At 72.0% G+C, this 21,065-nt stretch carries 21 protein-coding genes; 12 read left to right on the forward strand and 9 right to left on the reverse strand.

The genetic code is table 11. The features are described from left to right. Window positions 1-29 precede the first annotated feature (29 nt). Entirely contained in the window at window positions 30-836 is an 807-nt protein-coding gene (locus IOD14_RS36240) for a sirohydrochlorin chelatase (protein ID WP_123988997.1), read from the reverse strand. Between the two features lie 209 nt (window positions 837-1,045). Between IOD14_RS36240 and IOD14_RS36245 the strand changes: the two genes are divergently transcribed. Further along, the gene (locus tag IOD14_RS36245) at window positions 1,046-1,732 is read left to right on the forward strand and encodes an ElyC/SanA/YdcF family protein (RefSeq protein WP_212672511.1); all 687 of its coding nucleotides are present in this window, start codon (window positions 1,046-1,048) and stop codon (window positions 1,730-1,732) included. 88 nt (window positions 1,733-1,820) lie between these two features. Here IOD14_RS36245 and IOD14_RS36250 read toward each other — a convergent pair whose 3' ends face one another. From IOD14_RS36250 to IOD14_RS36260, 3 genes are read right to left on the reverse strand one after another with little or no spacing between them, the layout of a single operon-like run. Then, a complete protein-coding gene (locus tag IOD14_RS36250; protein WP_123988999.1) occupies window positions 1,821-2,588 on the reverse strand; it encodes an enoyl-CoA hydratase-related protein in 768 nt (255 codons plus the stop codon). Between the two features lie 12 nt (window positions 2,589-2,600). Then, on the reverse strand, window positions 2,601-3,848 hold the full coding sequence (locus IOD14_RS36255) for a hypothetical protein (protein ID WP_212672512.1): 1,248 nt from the start codon (window positions 3,846-3,848) through the stop codon (window positions 2,601-2,603). Further along, a complete protein-coding gene (locus IOD14_RS36260) occupies window positions 3,845-5,380 on the reverse strand; it encodes an amino acid adenylation domain-containing protein (protein WP_212672513.1) in 1,536 nt (511 codons plus the stop codon). Before IOD14_RS36260 ends, IOD14_RS36255 begins: the two co-directional genes overlap by 4 nt. A 302-nt stretch (window positions 5,381-5,682) precedes the next feature. Between IOD14_RS36260 and IOD14_RS36265 the strand changes: the two genes are divergently transcribed. Then, the gene (locus IOD14_RS36265; protein WP_212672514.1) at window positions 5,683-7,785 is read left to right on the forward strand and encodes a molybdopterin oxidoreductase family protein; all 2,103 of its coding nucleotides are present in this window, start codon (window positions 5,683-5,685) and stop codon (window positions 7,783-7,785) included. A 28-nt stretch (window positions 7,786-7,813) separates the two neighbouring features. On the opposite strand, the gene IOD14_RS36270 is transcribed toward IOD14_RS36265, so the two are convergent. Then, window positions 7,814-8,236: a gamma-glutamylcyclotransferase family protein gene (locus IOD14_RS36270; protein WP_212672515.1), complete on the reverse strand. Its 423-nt coding sequence runs from the start codon at window positions 8,234-8,236 to the stop codon at window positions 7,814-7,816. A gap of 131 nt (window positions 8,237-8,367) precedes the next feature. Here IOD14_RS36270 and IOD14_RS36275 point away from each other — a divergent pair, with 131 nt between their 5' ends. After that, window positions 8,368-10,023: a M4 family metallopeptidase gene (locus IOD14_RS36275; protein WP_212672516.1), complete on the forward strand. Its 1,656-nt coding sequence runs from the start codon at window positions 8,368-8,370 to the stop codon at window positions 10,021-10,023. Between the two features lie 79 nt (window positions 10,024-10,102). Next, complete coding sequence (locus tag IOD14_RS36280) at window positions 10,103-10,450, forward strand: hypothetical protein (protein WP_212672517.1); 348 nt, start codon at window positions 10,103-10,105, stop codon at window positions 10,448-10,450. A 137-nt stretch (window positions 10,451-10,587) separates the two neighbouring features. Here the strand turns inward: IOD14_RS36280 and IOD14_RS36285 are convergent, their stop codons facing one another. Both IOD14_RS36285 and IOD14_RS36290 read right to left on the reverse strand, forming a co-directional pair. Then, on the reverse strand, window positions 10,588-11,016 hold the full coding sequence (locus IOD14_RS36285; protein ID WP_123989006.1) for a VOC family protein: 429 nt from the start codon (window positions 11,014-11,016) through the stop codon (window positions 10,588-10,590). A 37-nt stretch (window positions 11,017-11,053) separates the two neighbouring features. Next, window positions 11,054-11,635 (reverse strand): NAD(P)H-dependent oxidoreductase, encoded by a 582-nt coding sequence (locus IOD14_RS36290; RefSeq protein WP_212672518.1) that lies wholly within the window; start codon window positions 11,633-11,635, stop codon window positions 11,054-11,056. Window positions 11,636-11,912: 277 nt separating this feature from the next. On the opposite strand from IOD14_RS36290, the gene IOD14_RS36295 reads away from it, so the two are divergent. Then, a complete protein-coding gene (locus tag IOD14_RS36295) occupies window positions 11,913-12,434 on the forward strand; it encodes a hypothetical protein (RefSeq protein WP_123989008.1) in 522 nt (173 codons plus the stop codon). 112 nt (window positions 12,435-12,546) lie between these two features. Beyond that, window positions 12,547-13,173, forward strand: a complete 627-nt coding sequence (locus tag IOD14_RS36300) for a class F sortase (RefSeq protein ID WP_212672519.1) — start codon at window positions 12,547-12,549, stop codon at window positions 13,171-13,173. Here the strand turns inward: IOD14_RS36300 and cpt are convergent. Further along, window positions 13,157-13,702, reverse strand: coding sequence for a chloramphenicol phosphotransferase CPT (cpt, locus tag IOD14_RS36305; RefSeq protein ID WP_123989010.1), 546 nt, complete (start codon window positions 13,700-13,702; stop codon window positions 13,157-13,159). The genes IOD14_RS36300 and cpt overlap by 17 nt on opposite strands. A 295-nt stretch (window positions 13,703-13,997) precedes the next feature. On the opposite strand from cpt, the gene IOD14_RS36310 reads away from it, so the two are divergent. The 4 genes from IOD14_RS36310 to IOD14_RS36325 all read left to right on the forward strand — a co-directional run bounded on the left by IOD14_RS36310 (window position 13,998) and on the right by IOD14_RS36325 (window position 18,897). Next, window positions 13,998-15,212 carry an FAD-dependent oxidoreductase gene (locus IOD14_RS36310; RefSeq protein WP_212672520.1) on the forward strand — a complete coding sequence of 405 codons (1,215 nt, stop codon included), beginning with the start codon at window positions 13,998-14,000 and terminating at the stop codon, window positions 15,210-15,212. Beyond that, window positions 15,212-17,815, forward strand: a complete 2,604-nt coding sequence (gene nirB, locus IOD14_RS36315; RefSeq protein WP_123989012.1) for a nitrite reductase large subunit NirB — start codon at window positions 15,212-15,214, stop codon at window positions 17,813-17,815. Before IOD14_RS36310 ends, nirB begins: the two co-directional genes overlap by 1 nt. Then, entirely contained in the window at window positions 17,812-18,162 is a 351-nt protein-coding gene (gene nirD, locus IOD14_RS36320) for a nitrite reductase small subunit NirD (protein ID WP_123989013.1), read from the forward strand. The genes nirB and nirD overlap by 4 nt, the downstream gene beginning before the upstream one ends. An 84-nt stretch (window positions 18,163-18,246) precedes the next feature. Next, entirely contained in the window at window positions 18,247-18,897 is a 651-nt protein-coding gene (locus IOD14_RS36325; RefSeq protein WP_123989014.1) for a LysE family translocator, read from the forward strand. A 4-nt stretch (window positions 18,898-18,901) separates the two neighbouring features. Here IOD14_RS36325 and IOD14_RS36330 read toward each other — a convergent pair whose 3' ends face one another. Then, window positions 18,902-19,828, reverse strand: a complete 927-nt coding sequence (locus tag IOD14_RS36330; RefSeq protein WP_212672521.1) for an oxidoreductase — start codon at window positions 19,826-19,828, stop codon at window positions 18,902-18,904. A 151-nt stretch (window positions 19,829-19,979) separates the two neighbouring features. On the opposite strand from IOD14_RS36330, the gene IOD14_RS36335 reads away from it, so the two are divergent. Beyond that, complete coding sequence (locus IOD14_RS36335) at window positions 19,980-20,471, forward strand: excalibur calcium-binding domain-containing protein (RefSeq protein WP_212672522.1); 492 nt, start codon at window positions 19,980-19,982, stop codon at window positions 20,469-20,471. Between the two features lie 177 nt (window positions 20,472-20,648). Then, window positions 20,649-21,050, forward strand: a complete 402-nt coding sequence (locus IOD14_RS36340) for an excalibur calcium-binding domain-containing protein (protein WP_123989017.1) — start codon at window positions 20,649-20,651, stop codon at window positions 21,048-21,050. The last annotated feature ends 15 nt before the right edge of the window (window positions 21,051-21,065 follow it).

Genomic DNA, 21,065 nt, shown 5'->3' on the forward strand with positions numbered 1-21,065 from the left:
AATTCGCCTGTACGTCTGCCGGGTACCGGCTACACCGCGAGCGCGGGCAGTTCGTGGCCGGCCGCGCGGCTCCCCGCGCCGCTGAGGTCGGCCACCTGGTCGTAGCGGTGCAGGATCAGGTCGGCCATCGCCGGGTGCGTGCCCAAGGGGGCCGACGCCAGCCACGGAGCCTTCTGCGCGCATTGCGTGGCGAACAGGCCCCGGGCGGTGAAGTACGACGCCACCGCCACCCTGTCGCGGCCTCGCGCCGCCAGTGCGCGGATCGCCGTGTCGACCGTCGGGGTCGCCGCGGAGGCGTAGGCCGGGACCACCGGGACGCCCAGGCGGTCCGAGAGCAGCTGGGCCGTGCGGCGGGTGTCCACGGCCGAGTCGGGGTCGCGGGAGCCCGCGGACGCGAGGACCACCGCGCTGGTGCGGCGCGTCTCCTCGTCCGTGCTCCAGCCCGCCTCGGTCAGGCGGGCGTGCAGGGTGTCCACCAGGAGGGGGTGCGGGCCCAGCGGGGCGGCCACGCGTGTGCGTGCCGGGGAGGCCGCCGCCATCTCGGGGATGTCGCGCTTCACGTGGTAGCCGCGGCTCAGCAGCAAGGGGACCAGGACCGCTTCCGCCGTGCCCAGGGACGCCAGCGTGTCCGGGAGCAGTGGCTCGTTGAGCTCGATGTGGCCCAGGTGGACCGGCAGGCCGGGGCGCTGTGCGCGGACCCGGTCCAGGAGGCCGTGGACCGTGGCGAGGGTGCGCGGATCGCGGCTGCCGTGGGCCACCAGGACGAGCGCGGGCGGCTCGGGGCGGCGCCGGTCGTCGAGGGAGACGAGGCTGGGCTGGCTGCTGATCCGGTTCATGCATCGATGGTGACGGCCCGAGGTTGCCTCCCCGTTTCCCAGCAATAACGCGTGCTTTCCAGCGGTTCACCACGCCGGGATCGGCCGTGTGAGGAGGCGTGACCTGCGCATTCGCGTCCTGACGTGAGTCTGCTCACGCGTCGGCGGACGAACCGGTCGGCCCGACGGCACGTCTCTGCTTGTCGAGAGCGACCGGGGAGGGACGTCCGATGCGACTGCCGAGGGTATGCAGACCGCGCCTGCCACGCACGCGTGCCGGGCGGCGCAGGCTCGTGCAGGCCGTGATGGCGGGGTGCGTGCTCGCACTGCTGCCGTCGACCTGGATGTACGTCGTGACGGGCGACCGGCTGCGGACGACGGCCGACGTGCCGCGCACCGAGGTCGCCGTGGTCTTCGGTGCCGGGCTGTGGGACGGCGAGCCCTCGCCGTATCTCGCGCACCGGCTCGACGCGGCGGCGAAGCTGTACCGGGAGAACCGGATCGAGGTGGTCCTCGTCACCGGTGACAACAGCCGTGCGGACTACGACGAGCCCGACGCGATGCGCGCCTATCTGACCCGGCACGGCGTCCCGGACGGACGGATCGTCAGTGACTACGCCGGCTTCGACACCTGGGACTCCTGTGTCCGCGCCCGGAAGATCTTCGGCGTCCACAAGGCGGTGCTGATCAGCCAGGGGTTCCACATCCGGCGCGCGGTGGCGCTCTGTCAGGCGGCGGGGGTCACGTCGTACGGCGTCGGCGTGGCTGCCAAGCACGACGCCACCTGGTACTACGGCGGCACCCGGGAGGTCTTCGCGGCCGGCAAGGCGGCCCTGGACGCGGTGTTCCGGCCGGATCCGCGGTTCCTGGGGCCCAAGGAACCCGGGGTGACGAACGCGCTGGCGTCGGCGCGCTGAGCGAGCGGGCGGCGGGCGACTCCGCGTCCGCCCCTGTGCGCGGGCGGGCCCGGGGACGGGCCACGAAGGCCCGTCCCCGGGCGCGCCGTCAGCGTCCGGTGAAGCGCGGGGCGCGTTTCTCCAGGAACGCGGTCATGCCCTCCTTCTGGTCGGCCGTCGCGAACAGGGCGTGGAAGACCCGGCGTTCGAAGCGGATGCCGTCTCGCAGACCGGTCTCCAGTGCCTGGTGCACGCACTCACGGGCCGCCCTGACCGCCGTACGCCCGTACGAGGCGATCGTCGCGGCCGCCTCCAGGGCCTCCGGCAGGACCCGGTCGTCGGGTACGACCCGGGAGACGAGGCCGCAGCGCCCCGCCTCCCGCGCGTCCATCGTGCGTCCGGTGAGGATCAGGTCCATGGCCTTCGCCCCGCCGACCAGCCGGGTCAGGCGCTGGGTGCCGCCGATGCCCGGGATCACCCCGAGCTTGATCTCCGGCTGTCCGAAGACCGCCGACTCCCCCGCGACGACGAGGTCGCACATCATCGCCAGTTCGCAACCGCCGCCCAGGGCGGGGCCGTTGACGGCGGCGATCTTCGGGGTGCGCAGGTCGGCGAACTCCTCCCACGCGGCGAAGTAGTCCTCGGCCGCCATGTCCACGGCCGACTTCCCGGCCATCTCCTTGATGTCGGCGCCCGCCGCGAAGACCCGCTCCGAACCGGTGACGACGAAGCAGCCGACCTCCCGGTCCTCGTCCAACGGGCGCAGGACCGCGAGGAGTTCGGTCAGCAACTCGGAGCTGAGCGCGTTCAGGACGTGCGGGCGGTGCAGACGCACGGTCACGACGCCGCCGTGCCGTTCCAGCTTCAGGTTGTTCATCGGCCTTCCCTTCTACGAGTCCCAGATCGCGCCGTACGCGGGGATCCCCCGCCGCTCCAGACCGTGCACCACCTGCCAGGTCAGCTTCTTGTTGGAGATGCAGATGACGGCCTCGGCCCCGAAGTCCCGGTAGGCCTGGTGGGCGAGGCGCACCATGTCGGGCTTGCCGTGCCGGGAGGTGTCCCAGACCAGCGCGTCCGGCTGGACGGCGAGGATCTCGTCGACGAGGGCGTCGCCGTAGGTGGCGCGGGGGTCGCGGGTCGCCCAGACCAGGCGGGAGGGGACCTCGGCGGCGAGGAGATGGGGCAGACAGGGGCCGATGCCGCTGCCGGTCGCCACGTAGACCACCTTCTTGAACAGGACCTCGATGTTGGCGACTCCGGCGGTCGTGATGCCCTTGACCCAGACCTTCGCCGGCAGGTCGTCGATGAAGGCCCCCGTCCAGTCGCCGGCCCGGGAGATGGTGAGCCGGAAGCCGGGCTGGCCGGGCGCGGGGACGTTGGCGAAGGAGTGCCATTCCTTGAGCGGGCTGCGGCTGATCGCCGTCGAGGAACCCGCGAAGGGGGTCTCGCCGTGGTCGAAGCGGGCCAGCACGACGTGGGAGGAGGGACGTTCGAGACGTACGGCCACCTTGCGCAGCCGTAGCCAGGGCAGCGCGACGCTGAAGGTGACGACGGTGAGGACGGTCACCTCGAAGGGGCCGGGGGCGGCGAGGAGCGTGTGCGCCCAGAACAGGGCCAGGGCCGTCCAGCCGCCGAAGCGGTGGATCTTCTCGAAGTGGTCGTGGTGGCGGGACCGGAAGGGCGGCAGGGCCGTGGCGACGATGAGTGCCAGCAGGGCCAGCAGGGTCCAACCGACCGCCATGAGGGGGCCGTTGCGGGTTCCGGTCGTCAGGGCCAGGAACCAGGCCGTGCCCGCCAGTGCCCCGCCCACGTGCAGGCCGCCGAAGTGGTAGACCTTCCCGAGCGTCCAGCGGATCCTCAGGGGCCAGCTCGTCGGGGCCGAGGTCGCCAGCCGGAAGAGCAGGTTGATGACGTACTGCTGGCGGACGACGACGGCGAGGGCGAGGTTGACGAGCGCCGCGTCGCCCATGGTCTGCGCCGAGGGGACCCAACTCGTGCACAGGAACACGAGGTTGGCGATGACGACCAGGGCCGCCAGCCGGTTGTAGTGCATCAGGCGGGGGTGCTTGAGCAGCCGGCGGTGCCTCGGGACGAGCGGGGGCAGGTCGACGTCCTGCCGGTCGAGAGATGTGGTCATCGGACCGCTCCTTGAAGAGTCGCCCGGTCCCCTTCCAGGGCCATCCGCAGCAGCGCCTCCTTGTCGACCTTGCCCCGGTCCGTCTCCGGCAGGAATGGCAGGGGCATGACACATTCGGGGACGCAGTAGTACGGCAGCGCGTCCGCGACCGCCCGCCGGGCCCGCTCGGGGTCGACGTCCGCCGGACAGACGAAGGAGACCAGGGTGCGGGCGTCCCGCTTCAGGGTCACCGCACGGGCGCAGCCCTCGACGGCCTCCAGGACCGAGGAGACGGAGTCGAGCTCGACGCGGAAACCGCGGACCTTGACCTGGTCGTCGGTGCGGCCGAGGTGTTCGAGCTCGCCGTCGGCGGTCCAGCGGCCGAGGTCGCGGGTGCGGAACATCCGGTGGTCGCCGCCGAGGAAGGGGTCGGGGGCGTAACGCTCGGCGTTCAGGGCGGGGTTGTCCAGGTAGCCCGCCGAGACGCAGTCGCCGCCCGCCCACATCTCGCCGACGGCCCCGATGGGCAGCGGGCGACGGTCGGCGTCCAGGACGTAGACCGTGTTGTTGGGGGTGGGACGGCCGATGGTCAGCAGCGGGGCCGACGGGTCGTGACGGCTCATCGTGTTGACGATGGTCGTCTCGGTCGGGCCGCAGCAGTTGTAGAAGAGGGCCCCGCGCGCCCAGCGGTCGGCGAGGGGACGCGGGCAGGGCTCCCCGGCGACGGCGACCGTCCGCACCCGCCGGCAGAGCGCCGGGTCGATGCCGGACAGGACGGTCGGGGTGGCGATCAGGACGTCGGCCGTGCGGGCCGTCGCCGTGATGTCCCGGCCGCGGATGACGAGGGTGCCGCCGTGGGTGAGGCAGCCGAGGATCTCCCAGGCCGCCATGTCGAAGGCGATGTTGAGGAGTTGGGCCACACGGTCGCCGGGCCGGATGCCGAGGCCGCCGGGCTCGGTGAGGAGGAGGCTCGCCACGTTGCGGTGGGTGACCTTCACGCCGTTGGGGCGGCCCGTGGTGCCGGAGGTGAACAGGACATAGCAGCCGTCGTCGGGGCGGACCGTCCGCGCGGGCGCGGCCGTCGGCTCGTACGGCAGCGGTTCGTCGAGGGTGATCACATGGGGGCCGCGGGGGACACGGGCCGCGTGCTCGGCGACGGTGAGGACGATCCGGGTGCGGGCGGCCCGGACCACATGGGCGAGCTGGGCCGGGGGCGTGAGGCCGATGTCCTGCGGGACATAGGCGGCACCCGCCTTCAGGATGCCGAGCAGACCGACGAGCATCGGCACGGAGCGGCGGACGAAGAGCCCGACGTGGTCGCCCGGGCGGACGCCCTCGCGGACCAGACGGGCGGCGAGGGCGTCGGCGTACCGGTCGAGCTCGCCGTAGGTGATCGTCGCACCGGCGTGCTCCGCCGCCACGGCACGCGGGTTCGCGGCCGCCCGGCGCTCGATCGCACGGTGGACGAGCGGGTCGGGGACGGGAACGGTGGGTCCGTGGCCGTAGGCCCGGAAGAGATGCTGGTCGCGGGGGACCAAGTGGCGCAAGGACATGCTGGCGGAACCTCCTGGCTGGCTTCTCGCATCACGGTGTGCCTGGCGCCAAGCTGGATCCGCTTTCGACTGTAGCCCCGGTTTTTCAACACTCAACGATGTGTGATCGGCCAAGCACGCGACGGAATGCGCCACATGTGGCGCCTTTCACATCGCAGGCAACTTCCGCGCCGCGCGGCGGCGACTCTCAGGTGGGCGCGTATGCGCCTCACGGCTTCCGGGCGCCGATAGGGAGGTCGCCGTCTTGGGCGCGTAACAAAGGGTCGTCCCCGGCGTAACACGGCCGAAGCACGCTGAAGGGCATGCAGAACTCCGCGACGCCCACGCACTGCCCGTACTGCGCCCTGCAGTGCGGCATGAACCTCACCCCCGCTCCGGACGGGACCGTCGAGGTGAGCGAGCGCGCGGACTTCCCGGTGAACCGGGGAGCGCTGTGCAGCAAGGGCCGTACCGCGCCCGCGGTGCTCTCGTCCCGGGTGCGCCTGACCTCCCCGTTGGTGCGCTCCGGGGGCACACTCGTGCCCGCCGGCTGGGACGAGGCACTGGACCGGATCGCCGAGGGACTGTCCCGCACGCGCGCGGAGCACGGCCCGGACGCGTGCGGGGTCTTCGGCGGGGGCGGCCTGACCAACGAGAAGGCGTACACGCTCGGCAAGTTCGCGCGGGTCGTCCTCGGCACCTCGCAGATCGACTACAACGGGCGCTTCTGCATGTCGTCCGCAGCGGCCGGCGGCATCAAGGCCTTCGGCCTCGACCGGGGGCTGCCCTTCCCGCTGGAGGACATACCGAAGTCCGGCTGTGTGATCCTCGTCGGCTCCAACCTCGCCGAGACCATGCCGCCCGCCCTGCGGTTCTTCACCGAGCTCAAGGAGAACGGCGGCACGCTGATCGTCATCGACCCGCGCCGCACCAGGACCGCCGAGCAGGCCGATCTGCACCTCATGCCCCGCCCCGGCACGGACCTCGCCCTCGCGCTCGGACTGCTGCACCTGGTCGTCGCCGACGGGCTCGTCGACGAGGAGTACGTCCGTGAGCGCACGGCCGGCTGGGAGGACGCCCGGGCCGCCGCGATGGCCCACTGGCCGGAGTACGTGGAGCGGATCACCGGGGTACCGGTGCCCCAACTCCGGGACACTGTACGGATGTTCTGCGAGCCGGAGTCCGCGATGGTGCTCACCGCGCGCGGGCCCGAGCAGCAGTCCAAGGGCACCGACACCGTGGGCGCCTGGATCAACCTGTGCCTGGCGACCGGACGCGCGGGACGCCCGTACAGCGGTTACGGCTGTCTGACCGGGCAGGGCAACGGCCAGGGCGGGCGCGAACACGGCCAGAAGGCCGACCAGTTGCCCGGCTACCGCAAGCTGGACGACCCGGCGGCGCGGGCCCATGTCGCCGAGGTGTGGGGCGTGGACCCCGACTCGCTGCCCGGACCGGGGCGCAGCGCCTACGAGTTGCTCGACGCGCTCGGCACCGACATCAGGTCGCTGCTCCTGATGGGCTCCAACCCGGTGGTGTCGGCGCCGCGCGCCGCGCACATCGAGGAGCGCATCAAGTCCCTTGATTTCCTTGCCGTCTGTGACGTAGTCCTCTCGGAGACGGCGGCCCTCGCGGACGTGGTCCTGCCGGTGACGCAGTGGGCCGAGGAGACGGGCACGACGACCAACCTGGAGGGCCGGGTGCTGCTGCGCCGGCAGGCGATCACCCCGCCGGTCGGCATCCGCAGCGACCTGGAGGTCATGCACGAACTCGCCGACCGCCTCGGAGTGGAGAAGGGCTTCCCGACGGACCCCGAGGAGGTCTTCGAGGAGCTGCGCCGGGCGAGCGCGGGCGGTCCGGCCGACTACTCCGGCATCACGTACCGGCGACTGGCGGAGGAGAACGGGGTGTTCTGGCCGTGTCCGACGCCGGAGAAGGACGCACCCGCCGGTGACGAGGACGTGCACCCCGGCACCCCGCGGCTCTTCCTGGACCGTTTCGCCCACCCGGACGGCCGGGCCCGGTTCGTCCCCGTCTCGCACCGGGCGATCGCGGAGGAGCCCGACGAGGAGTACCCGGTGCTGCTGACGACCGGCCGGGTCGTGGCGCAGTACCAGTCCGGTGCGCAGACCCGGCGGGTGGACGAGCTGAACGCGGCCGCGCCGGGACCGTTCGTGGAGCTGCACCCCCGGCTGGCGGAGCGGCTGGGGGCGGCCGAGGGCGACCCGGTGGCCGTGGTCTCACGGCGCGGGCGGGCCGTGGCACCGGCCCGCATCACGCTGGGCATCCGCCCCGACACCGTCTTCATGCCCTTCCACTGGTACGGCGAGGGCCGCGCCAACACCCTCACCAACCCGGCGCTGGACCCGACGTCGCGCATGCCGGAGTTCAAGGCGTGCGCGGTGCGGGTGGAGGCGGTGGAGCGGTAGCTCACCTCGGCGGCCGTGGAGCGGTAGCTCACCTCGCCGGCCAGTCACCGCTCTCGATCAGCTTGCCGCGCGCTCGCAGGCGTACGGCGACGGAGGGCGCGGCCACGTACACCCACGCGCGCACGGCCGTCCCGTCGGCGACGCGCACCACCTCGCGGGCGACCCGTTCGTAGAGGTTGCGTGGATCGCCCGGCGCGTACTCCTCCAACTCGTCGAGAGCGGCGAGCAGTTCGTCGTACTCCTCGGGGCTCGCGGTGACAAGCTCACCGAGGACCGGTCCGCCGCCCGGCTCCTCCACCGCGTACGGGTACCCGGGACCGTCGTAGAGCAGCGCACCCGGTAGCCGGCCCGGCTCCTCCGAGCAGATCCGGCCGCGCAGGAAGAGGTCGTGGTTGACCTCGCCGGGGCGGAGGGTGCCGTAGACGAAGAACGGGAGTCGTGCAGGGGTCACAGAAACGATTCTCTCCCCTCACACACCTGCACGTGACGCGGTATGGACATGGCTTGTCATGGCCTCTTAAATCTTCGTCAACGTCCGCCCCACCCCCCACGCGCCGCGTTGGCGCCTTTCAGAGGAGACCGATGAGTCGGATACGGCCGTACGTCCGAGGTGCCCGTTCCCGTCGTCTCGCCACCGCCGGAGTCGCCGCCACCGCCGCCACTTTGCTGGCCGCCGCCCTCTCCCCCGCCGCCGGTGCGGCGGACAAGCCGACCAGGGCCACCGCACTCCAGAACGCCGCCTCCGTCCTGGCCGACCGGGCCTCGGCGCTGGGGCTCACCTCCGCCCAGGGCACCAAGGTCCGTGACGTGATCGTCGACGCCGACGGCACGCAGCACGTGCGCTACGACCGCACCTACCACCAACTGCCCGTGCTGGGCGGTGACTTCGTGCTCCACCTGGCGCCGAACGGGGCGTACGAGAGCTCCTCGCGCGCCACGAGGCGCGCGATATCCCTGTCGAGCGTCACCCCGGCCCTGTCCGCCCCGAAGGCGGCCGACCTCGCGGCGAACGCGCTCAAGGCGGCCAACCTGGGCGAGACGCTGAAGAAGCTCACCGCCAAGCCGCAGCTGGTCGTCGACGCCCTGCACGGGGCCCCGAAGCTGGCCTGGCAGACCAACGCGGCCGCACAGGACTCGCTCGGCAACCCGGTCGCGCGGACGGTGCTCACGGACGCCCGCACGGGTGCACAGATCGACGCGTGGGACAGCATCGAGCAGGCGGCCGGCGACGGGAAGTCTCTGTACAGCGGCACGGTCGCGCTGAACACCACGCAGTCGGGGTCGACGTACCAGCTCAAGGACGCGGCGCGCGGAAACACGTACACCGGCGACGCGGCCAACAAGACCGACCTGTGCTTCCTGAACATCTGCATCAGCCGGGCGCCCGCGACCCTGTTCACCGACGCCGACAACCACTGGGGCACGGGGGCGACTTCGGACCGGGCCACCGCGGCGGTGGACGCGCAGTACGGGACCGACGTCACCTGGGACTACTACAAGAACGTCCACGGGCGGAACGGCATCGGCGGTGACGGCAAGGGCTCGTACAACCGGGTCCACTACGGCAACAAGTACAACAACGCCTTCTGGGACGACAGTTGCTTCTGCATGACGTACGGCGACGGTGACGGGACGCAGCTCGGCCCGCTGGTGTCGCTGGACGTGGCGGGACACGAGATGTCCCACGGTGTGACGTCGAAGACGGCGGCGCTGACGTACTCGGGAGAGTCGGGCGGGCTCAACGAGGCGACCTCCGACATCTTCGGCACGCTGGTGGAGTTCTACGCGGGCAACTCCTCGGACGCCGGGGACTACCTGATCGGCGAGAAGATCGTCCGCTCCGGCTTCGGACGGGACGCCCTGCGCTACATGGACAAGCCCTCCAAGGACGGCAACTCCGCCGACTCCTGGAGCAGTTCGGTCGGCAACCTCGACGTCCACTACTCCTCCGGGGTCGCGAACCACTTCGCGTACCTGCTGGCGGAGGGCAGCGGTCCGAAGACCATCAACGGCGTCAGCTACAACTCGCCGACGTCCAACGGTTCCACGGTCACCGGCGTCGGCCGGGACAAGCTGGGCGCCATCTGGTACCGGGCGCTGACCGTCTACATGACGTCCTCGACGAACTACGCGGGGGCGCGGACGGCCACACTGAACGCGGCGAAGGATCTGTACGGCGCGGGCAGCACGGAGTACAACGCGGTGGCGGCGGCCTGGAGCGCGGTGAACGTGAACTGACGTCCACCGCTCTTCCGGCGTGTGATGCGGCCGCCCCGGGTCTCCGGGGCGGCCGTACCGGTGGCAGGAGGAGGGGCAGGTGGGCAAAAACGACCCGCACATCCATGTCGAGGTGAAGGTGGTCCGCGGCGAGGCCGCCGTGCGCACCATGCTCGCGGCCACGTTCGGGCTGGCCGGGGATCTGCCGAGCGTCGTCGGCACCGGGTGCGGGCTGCGGGTGCCGTACGCCATGACCTCGCCGCGGCCCGACCGGGTGACGTGTCTGGCCTGCCGGGAGCACGCGCGCGCCGAGCATCTGCGTTTCGCCGACGAGATCGAGCGCCTCGGGAGCCTGCCGGGGTCCTCCGTCACCCCCACCGAGGCGAAGCGGGTCGCGGAACGGCATCGCGGGCTCGCGGAGGAGTTCTCGTCCGGCGGCGGGGGCTGAGGCCGGGACCGAGGCTGAGGCCGAGGAAGAGCGATGGCATCCGGCTCGCGGGCGCGGATACGCTCCACCGCCGGTGTCCCCCCTTCCTCGCCTCAGCCCGGTCGCCCAGTCTCCCAATCGCCAGGCCGCCCCGTCGCTCAGCCGAAGTCCGGCAAAGTCAGTGAGCCGTCCTCCGCCAGTGGGAAGCCCGGGTTGTACGCGATCTCCCAGGCATGGCCGTCCGGGTCCGTGAAGGCGCTGGAGTAGAAGCCGATCGCGTTGACGGCGGGCGGTTTGGTGATGGTGCCGCCTGCCTCGGCCACCTTGGCGAGGAGGTCGTCCACCTCCGCCTCCGAGCGGACGTTGTGGGCCAGTGCGATGCCGCCGAAGCCGCTCGCGGGGCCCGGCTCCAGTCCGCAGTCCTCCGCGAGCTTCTCCCGGCTCCACAGAACCAGGCCCAGCCCGCCCGCCTGGAAGAAGACCGTCTCCGCGACCTCCTGGCCACGCCAGCCCAGCGCCTCGTAGAAGGCCTTGGCGCGGGCGAGGTCGAGGACGCCGAGCGTGATCAGGGTGATGCGCTGTTCCATGCCCATCACCTCACGGTAGCCCCGCCCGCGGCGCACCTCATCCGCCGTACGGCCGGACAGTCCTCCCCTCCCTGAGCGCCCTCCCCCACCACACCAGCTGGTCCAGCATCGTCTTCGCCGCCGCCTCCGGGCCCGACGGGTCCTTCAGGCGGCCGTCGGCGAAGGAGCCGCCCGCGTTGTGGAAGCTCACCGTGTCCCTCGTCGTCACCGCGTGGAGTTCGGCGAAGACCTGCCGGAGGTGCTCCACGGCGCGCAGGCCGCCGGAGATGCCGCCGTAGGAGACGAGGGCCACCGGCTTGGCCTGCCATTCCGTGAAGTGCCAGTCGATCAGGTTCTTAAGACCGGCCGGGTAGCTGTGGTTGTACTCGGGGGTGAGGACGACGAAGGCGTCCGCCGCTGCGAGCTTGGGGGTCACCGAGGCGAGGGCCGCGGCCGCCTCCTCGGTCCGGGCGAAGGTCATGGGCAGGGGGACCTCAGCCACGTCCACGACCTCGGTGACCAGGTCGTCGCGGTCGTGCAGGCGGTCCAGGAGCCAGTCGGCGACAACGGGTCCGAAGCGGCCGTGGCGGTTGCTTCCGACGATCAGGGCGACATGAAGAGGAGCGGTGTGTGTCTGCATGAAGGACAGCCTGATACCTCGACCAAAGTTGAGGTCAAGCGCTGCCCCTGGCCGACGGGTCACCCGTTCACACGCGCGCCCTGCGCCCTTCGGGTTCTCTTCGACGTCACCCCCGCCAGACCGCCGTGACCTGCTGAAACTCCGAGCGATCAGCCTCGGTCCGCGCCGATCTGACACCCATTCACCGTATTTCTGACGCACCCTCAGGAAGCGCGCTCGGCCCACTGCCACTTACCTCGAAGGCACAGGGACCCACCCGAGAGCTCGAAGGAGCACCATGCGCCCCACCGTCCGCCTGCTGACCGGCAGTGCGCTCGCCGTCGCCGCCGCGGGTCTCCTCTGTGCGCCCGCGCACGCCGGGGACACGGACGGGCTCGAGGTGTTCCCGTCCTCCGTGGTGCCCGGCGGGCAGGTCACCGTGAACACGACGGCGTGCGGGGACGGCGGCACGGCGACCGGCGACGCCAGCGCGGTGGGCGCGGGCACCTTCACGCTGGCGCCCAGCACCCACGAGGAGGACGCGATCGGACAGTTCCGGGTGCCGCCGAGCGCGCAGCCGGGGACGTACGAGATCGCCGCGACCTGCGCGGAGGGCGGCCGGCGGGTGACCGGTGACCTGGTGGTGACGCTGACCTCGCAGCGGCAGCCGGTGCATCCCAGAGGAAGTGTGAAGACGGGGGTCGGTGGCGCGCTCGGCCCCGACCCCGTGCAGACCGCGGCCGGCGTGGCGGCTCTCGCCGTCGCCGCCGCGGGCGGTACCTGGCTCCTGCATCGCCGGGCGAGAGGCGACGGGATCTGACGGACACCCTCCGCTGTCCGTCCGCCGGTACCGCATGTCCCCTCCCCCTCCGGGTCCGACGCCCCTCGCGGCCCGGAGGGGGACGGGCAGGCCAGCCGTAGAGGAGGCTCCTGTGCGCAACCGCAGCTTCGGCAACACCGCCATAGCGGGCGTCACCCTGGTGGCCCTGTGCAGCGGCGCGTGGCTGTTGCGCAGCGGCGCCGAGACACACGCCCCGCCCCAGCCGTCCGCCGCCCAGGCGCACGCGGGACGGGACAGCGGGCGGGCCGCCGCGCCCGCCCTGCCGCCGTCCCCGCCCGACCGCGTCCGCATCCCCTCGATCCACGTGGACGCGCCGCTGACGGCCCTGGCCCTCACCGCGAGCGGCAGCCTCGATGTGCCGCCCGCCAGGAGGAAGAACCTCGCCGGCTGGTACGAGGCCGGCACCACCCCCGGCGAGACGGGCACCGCGATCGTCGCCGGGCACGTCGACAACGCGGACGGACCGGCCGTCTTCTACGGCCTCGGCGCACTGCGCAAGGGGAGTGCGATCGAGGTGGACCGGCGCGACGGAGGCATCGCGGTGTTCACGGTGGACGCGGTCGAGGTGTACGACGCGAAGGACTTCCCCGACGAGAAGGTGTACGGGGCCGCGAAGAGACCGGAGCTGCGGGTGATCACCTGCGGCGGGGGCTACTCACGGGCGACCGGATACCGGGGCAACGTGGTGGTGTTCGCGCACCTCACGGGGAGCCGCTGACGACCGCCTCGGCGATGGTGCGCGCGCAGTCCAGGGCCTCGGTGCGGGTGGTGTCGACCTCGAGGTCGTAGACCACGCCCTGGTGGACGATCTCCGCCTGCTTCTCGGCCATCCCGCTGACCCGGTCGCCCCGGACGAGCTCGCGGCCCGCGGCGACGGCGGCCTCGCAGCGCACGCCGACCCACAGCACGTCCAGTCCGTCCAGCGACTTTCGCCACCGCTCCTGCGAATGCGCGCCGCCCAGGAACACGTCGTCGACGATCACCCGGGCGCCCGCCCAGGCCGTCGCCGTGACCCCCGCCCGCCAGGCCGCCTCCAGGCGCGAGAACTCCTCCCCGACGCTCACCCCGCCGTCCGCGGCGAACTCGATTCCCGCGTCGCCCGCCCGGAGCGAGGCCGGCAGCGACTCCACGAAGCCGTCGATGCCGAAGGCCAGCCACGGGTCCGGCAGGACCGCCTGGAGACATCGCACGATCCCGGACTTGCCGGAACTGGAACCCCCGTTGAGCACGATCACCTGAGTCGTCACGGCGTCACCGTAGCCTCAGGCGGGCCCCTGTTCGTACGCAATATCGGCGGCCGGCGCGAGGCGAAGGCCGGCGGGCGCCCCGGCCGGACCATGGTGGGCGGCTCGATCACGCGCGGTCCGCGGGCGTACGGCTTCCTCACAGCGCTCCCCCGGCCCCGGCCCCGAACCCTCACACCCGCCCTCGGCCCCGGCTCCGAACCCTCACACCCACCCCCGGCCACTGCTGAGGGCAGCGTTCCTCGCGGGAAACAGAGGTGATGCGGTCGGGAAACACCCACCACGCACGCTCCTGGACATGACCTCGAATACGCGTGTGGTGGTGATCGGCGCCGGGCTCGCGGGCGTCCGGCTCGCCCGGCGGCTCGGAGAGCTCGGCACGCCCGTGACGCTGATCGGCGAGGAGGAGCACCGCCCGTACAACCGGGTGCTCCTGGCCGAGGTGCTGGCGGGCCGGTACACCCCGGAGGTGATCGCGCTCCCGGCGCCGGCCGCGCTGACCCGGGCGCGGGTCGCCGGCATCGACCGCGGGGCCCGGACCGTCGAGTGCGCGGACGGCTCGAAGATCGCGTACGACACGCTGGTCCTGGCCACCGGCTCGAACCCGGTGCTGCCGCCGCTGCGGGGTCTGTTCACCCCCGACCACGAGCTGCCCGTGGGCGTCCACGCCTTCCGGACCATGGACGACTGCCTGGGTCTGTCCGAGGCGGTCCGGCCGGGAGTGAAGGCCGTCGTGATCGGCGGCGGGCTCCTCGGGGTCTCGGCGGCCCGTGCGCTCGCCCAGCGCGGCGCCCAGGTGATCCTCGCCCAGCAGTCCGAGCGGCTCATGGAGCGCCAGCTCGACCCGAGCGCGTCCAAGCTGGTCCGGCGCCACCTCGGGGACCTCGGCGTCGAGGTCCACACCGACCTGCGCGTGCGGGACGTGCGCTGTGTCGGCGGTGCGGTCCGCTCGGTGGAGATGGCCGACGGTTACGCCCTGGACGCCGAGATCGTGGTCCTGGCCTGCGGGGTCCACCCCCGTGTCGGCCTCGCGCAGACCGCGGGCCTGGAGGTGCGCAAGGGGATCGTCGTGGACGACGAACTGCGCACGTCCGACCCGCACATCCACGCCATCGGCGACTGCGCCCAGCACGACGGCACGGTCTACGGCCTCGCCACCCCGGCCCTCGAACAGGCCGATGTGCTCGCCGAGTTGCTCGCCGGTCGGACGAACGCCCGCTACACCGGCACCCGTTCGCTGACCCGGCTCACGCTCGCCGGGCAGACCGCCTTCGACCTGGCCGCGTTCGGCGAGACCGAGGCGCTCCCGGGCGACGACGTGGTCCAACTCGCGGACGCCACCCGCGGCACCTACCGCAAGGTCGTCGTCCGCGACGACCGCCTGGTCGGCGGGGTCCTCGTCGGCGAACTCGGCACCGTCGGCGCGCTCGCCCGCGCCTGGGAGGGAGCAGAGCCGCTCCCCTCCGACGGCGGACCGCTGCTCCACCTGCTCACCAACGATGGAGGCTCCTGATGACCGCCCACCCGGAGGCCACGGAGGCCACCCCCACGATCGTCCTCGTCGGCCACGGCATGGTCGGCCAGCGCTTTCTGGAGGCGCTCGCCGAGCGCGGCCTGACCGCGACCCACCGTGTGGTCGTGCTCTGCGAGGAGCCGCGTCCCGCGTACGACCGCGTCGCGCTCACCTCGTATTTCTCGGGGAAGACGCCCGAGGAACTCTCCATGACGGACATGGAGTTCATCGCCACGCACGGCATCGAGCTGTACGTCGGCGACCCGGCCGTCACGATCGACCGTGAGGCGAAGAAGGTCACCGCGAAGTCCGGGCAGGTCTTCGACTACGAGACCCTCGTCCTCGCCACCGGCTCCTACCCCTTCGTGCCGCCGGTCCCGAATAAGGACGCCCAGGGCTGCTTCGTCTACCGCACGATCGAGGACCTCCTCGCCATCGAGGAGTACGCGAAGACCCGCACCACCGGTGCCGTGGTCGGCGGCGGTCTGCTCGGTCTGGAGGCGGCCGGTGCGCTGAAGGGGCTCGGACTCACCTCCCACATCGTCGAGTTCGCGCCGCGGCTGATGCCGGTGCAGGTCGACGAGGGCGGTGGCGCGGCGCTGCTGCGCACCATCGAGGAGATGGGGCTCTCCGTCCACACGGGCGTCGGCACGCAGGAGATCGTCGTCGGCTCCGACGGCGCCGTCACCGGCATGAAGCTCTCCGACGGCAGCGAACTCGCCACCGACCTGGTGGTGTTCAGCGCCGGTGTCCGTCCCCGCGACCAGCTGGCCCGGGACTGCGGCCTGACGGTCGGCGAGCGCGGCGGCATCACGGTCGACGAGCAGTGCCGCACGGTCGCCGATCCGCACGTCTTCGCGATCGGCGAGTGCGCGCTGGCCGCCGACGGTCGCGTCTACGGTCTGGTGGCCCCCGGCTACGAGCAGGCCGAGACCGCGGCGGCGACCATCGCCTCCGACGAGGCCGCCTTCCTGGGCGCCGACCTGTCCACCAAGCTGAAGCTGCTCGGCGTGGACGTGGCATCCTTCGGCGACGCGCACGGCGCGACGGCGGACTGCCTCGACGTCGTCTACTCCGACTCGCGTGCGGGCCTGTACAAGAAGCTGGTCATCGGCCGCGACGGCACGCTGCTCGGCGGCATCCTGGTCGGTGACGCGGAGGCGTACGGCACGCTGAAGGCGTTCACCGGTTCGGTCCCGCCGGTCAAGCCCGAGTCGCTGGTGCTGCCCGCCGGTGCCGGCGAGTCCGTCCAGCTCGGCCCGACCGCGCTGCCGGACGACGCGATCATCTGCTCCTGCAACAACGTCCGCAAGGGCACGATCCGCGGAGCGGTCACCGAGCACAACTGCACCACCGTGCCCGAGGTGAAGAAGTGCACCAAGGCCGGTACCACGTGCGGCAGTTGCGTCAAGGTGCTGGGCCAGCTGGTCACCGCCGAGCTGGAGGCGTCCGGCGTCGAGGTCGACAAGGGCCTGTGCGGGTGCTTCTCGCAGACCCGCGAGGAGCTCTACGAGATCGTCCTCGCCCTGCGCATCAACACCTACCAGGACCTGCTGGACCGCTACGGCCGCGACGGCGCCCGCGGCGGCGACGGCTGCGAGATCTGCAAGCCGGCGGTCGCCTCGATCATCGCCTCCCTGGCCCCGACGATCGGCGCGAGCGGCTACGTCCTGGACGGCGAGCAGGCGGCCCTCCAGGACTCCAACGACCACTTCCTCGCCAACATCCAGAAGAACGGCTCCTACTCGGTCGTGCCGCGCATCCCCGGCGGTGAGATCACCCCCGAGGGCCTCATCGTGATCGGTGAGATCGCCCGCGACTTCGGCCTCTACACGAAGATCACCGGCGGCCAGCGGATCGACATGTTCGGCGCCCGCGTCGAACAACTCCCTCTCATCTGGACCCGGTTGGTGGACGCCGGCTTCGAGTCCGGGCACGCCTACGGCAAGTCGCTGCGCACCGTGAAGTCCTGCGTCGGGCAGACCTGGTGCCGCTACGGCGTCCAGGACTCGGTCCGCATGGCGATCGACCTGGAGCTGCGCTACCGGGGGCTCAGGTCGCCGCACAAGCTCAAGTCGGCGGTCTCCGGGTGCGCCCGCGAGTGCGCCGAGGCCCAGTCGAAGGACTTCGGGGTGATCGCCACCTCCAGCGGCTGGAACCTGTACGTCGGCGGCAACGGCGGCGCGACCCCCCGCCACGCGGACCTGCTGGCCCAGGACCTCACCGACGCCGAACTGATCAAGCTGATCGACCGGTTCCTGATGTTCTACATCCGCACCGCGGACCGCCTGGAGCGCACCTCGACCTGGCTGGAGCGCATCCCCGGCGGCCTGGACCATGTCCGTGACGTGGTCGTGGAGGACTCCCTCGGCATCTGCGAGGAGCTGGAGTCCCTGATGACGGCCCACGTGGCGCACTACGCCGACGAGTGGGCGACCACCATCAACGACCCCGAGAAGCTCGCCCGGTTCGTGTCCTTCGTGAACGCGCCGGACACCCCCGACCCGGTCGTCGGCTTCGTCCCCGAGCGCGACCAGATCAAGCCCGACCTGCCGCTGCTGACCATCGGCCACCGTCCCCTGGAAGGAAGCGCCCAGCGATGACCCTGGCACCCGAGACCACCGACCTGAAGGTCCAACTCCAGCTGAACGGCGACTGGTTCGCGGTCTGCGAGCTGGCCCGGCTGCTCCCCGGCCGGGGGGTGGCGGCCCTGCTGCCCGACGGCCGTCAGGCGGCCCTGTTCCGCGACCGTGCGGGCAACCTGTACGCCGTCGACAACCGCGACCCCTTCGGCGGGGCGGCGGTCCTCTCCCGCGGCCTGACCGGCACCCACCAGGGCCGCCCCTTCGTCGCCTCCCCCCTGCTGAAGCAGCGGTTCGACCTGGAGACCGGGCAGTGCCTGGACGACGAGTCAGTGCGCATCACGACGTACGAGGTGCGGGCGGTGTAGCGGGGCGGCGGTGTAGCGGGGCGGCGGGGCGGCGGCCCGGAAATCCGCTGGAGCGGTGAAAGTGCCCCGTGCTTGCATGAGGGCATGGTTCCCACCGACCGTCTCCTCGCCTTCGCGGCCATGTCGTTCCTGCTGATCGTGGTCCCAGGACCCAGCGTGCTGTTCGTGATCGGCCGGGCCCTCGCCCAGGGCCGGCGTGCCGCCCTGACCACGGTGGCGGGCAACACGGCCGGCGCCTACGTGCTGGTCCTCGCCGTGGCGTTCGGGGTCGGCTCGATCGTGGAGCGCTCGGTCCTGGTCTTCACCGCGCTCAAGCTCGCCGGTGCCGCCTACCTCGTGTACCTGGGCGTCAAGGCGTGGCGCGGCCGCGGGTCGCTGCGGGCGGCGTTCGCCGAGGACGTGGCGGCCACCGCGGCGGGGCACGGGGGTCTGCGCACGTTCGGGGAGGGGTTCGCGGTCGGGGTGACCAACCCCAAGACGATCGTGTTCTTCGCCGCCGTGCTGCCGCAGTTCGTGGACCGCGATCACGGTCATGTGACCGCGCAGATGCTGCTGCTCGGGCTGGTGTTCAACGTCATCGCGCTGATCTCCGACGCCGTGTGGGGGCTGGTCGCGGCGACCGCTCGGGGCTGGTTCGCGCGCTCGCCGCGCCGCCTCTCCCTGGTGGGCGGGGTCGGCGGGCTGACCATGATCGGGCTGGGTGTGACGGTGGCGGTGACGGGCCGGAAGGACTGAGGGCTCAGACCTTCAGCGCGTCGTACGCCACCCCCGTGAGCTGCTCCGATGCGACCCACAGGCGGTGGGACGCCTGGTCGTTGCGGGTCCAGGAGGCCCGCCTGGAGGGGGCCGGGGACCCGCGCCACCCCGCCAGGGCGGGACCGGTGAAGGAGTCGGGGAGCACGCCGGGGGCGGTGGCCGCGTAGAGGGTGGGCAGGGCTCCGGCGTCGGCGGACTGGGCGAAGAAGCGGTTGCCGATCTCCATGAAACGTTCCGCCGCCCTGCGGCCGGCCATCCTGGGGCCCGTCGCCTGGAGGTTGGTGGCCGCGTAGCCGGGGTGCGCCGCCGCCGCGATCACGTCCGAGCCGTGCGCCGCCAGCCTGCGGGCCAGTTCGTGGACGAAGAGCAGGTTGGCGGTCTTGGAGCGGGCGTAGGCGATCCAACGCCGGTAGCGGCGCTCGCTGTTGAGGTCGTCGATGTCGATGTTGGCCAGCGTGTGCGCCGTGCTGGAGACGGTCACGACGCGCGCGGCGGGGGTCGCGAGCAGCGTCGGCAGCAGGAGGCCGGTGAGCGCGAAGTGGCCCAGGTGGTTGGTGCCGAACTGGGTCTCGAAGCCGTCCGCGGTCGTGCCGTACGGCAGCGCCATCACGCCCGCGTTGTTGATCAGCAGGTCGAGGCGGTCGTAGGGATACGTCGCCGCGAACTCCCGTACGGAGGCCAGGTCCCCGAGGTCCAGCCGGGCGAACTCCGCCTCCACGCCCGGAACCTCGCCGACCAGCCGGTCCCGGGCCTGGACACCGCGCGCCTCGCTGCGGCAGGCGAGGACCACGCGGGCGCCCCGGCGGGCGAGTTCCCGCGCGGTGACGTACCCGATCCCACTGTTGCCCCCGGTGACGACGGCCACCCGCCCGCTCTGATCGGGAACGTCCTCGACACTCCACCCTGACATGACCGGGCTCCCTCCACAGCTGGGGTGGCTCCAGCCTACGAGCGCGGCACACCGGATGACATGCATTGGTCACAGGTTGAACACTTCACCTCCACAATCGCGATGTCGGCAATACGGTCACCTCCACACGTAACACCTTCAGGGGGACGAGATGACCAACCCGTACCAGACCCAGCCCGCCCCGCCGTGGCCGCCGGCGCCGCCGTCCGCTTCCAGGACCGCCCCCAAGTGGGCCCGGAAGAGATTCGTCCTGCCCGCCCTCGCGCTCGCGCTCTTCGTCGGCATCGGCATAGGCGCCGGTGACCAGGACGGGACGGCGGACGACGCGAAGCCGGCCGCCGCCAAGCCGCAGCCGACGGTGACCGTGACGACGACCGCGACGACGACGGCGGCCCCGGAGCCGGAACCCGCGGCCACCGTGACCGCCACCAGGACGGTCAAGGTCACCAGGACGGTCACGGCCCGCGCCGAGGCGGACACCGGCTCCGGGTCCGACGCGGGGTCCGACTCCGGGTCCGACAACACCTACTACGCCAACTGCTCCGAGGCCCGTGCCGCCGGTGCCGCGCCCATTCGTCGCGGCGAGCCCGGGTACGCCTCCCACCTGGACCGGGACAACGACGGGGTGGCCTGCGACAGCTGAAGCGGCGGCGCGAGGGTCGCGGAGAGCTACCTTCCGGTCACGTCACGTTCGCATCACGGGTTTCTCATGTCGCCGACACGGCATGCGGGTCTCACTAGGTTCGTCACCTCATATCCGGCTGATCCGCACTTCTTGATCATGCAGACGGATATCGCCATGAACCCGGAAGGACCTGCTGTGAAACTGCTCAGCAAGCCCGGCGCCGTCGTCGTCGCCGCGCTGGCGCTGGCCGTGCTGCCGGGCGCCGCCTCGGCACACGACGGTGACCACCCGTTCGAGAACTGCACCGAGGCGTACGCCGCCGGCTACGCGAACATCCCCGAGGGCGACGAGCACTACGGCAGCCGGCTCGACCGGGACGGCGACGGCATCGGCTGCGACCGACCGCCCGCGGACTTCAAGGCGCACGACGACCAGGCGGCGGCAGCGGCCGACGACACCGGCGAGAAGGGCACGGACCTCGCCGAGACCGGTGGCGGCGGCGACACCACCGTGTATCTCGCCGCCGCGGGCTCGGCCGTCCTCCTCACCGGCGGCACGCTGGTGGCCTCGGCGCGCAGGCGCCGCGCCGCGCGCTGAGGCGCGACCACGGAC

Origin of the sequence: Streptomyces sp. A2-16 (assembly GCF_018128905.1) — a bacterium.
In the GTDB taxonomy this organism is placed as follows: Bacteria; Actinomycetota; Actinomycetes; order Streptomycetales; family Streptomycetaceae; genus Streptomyces.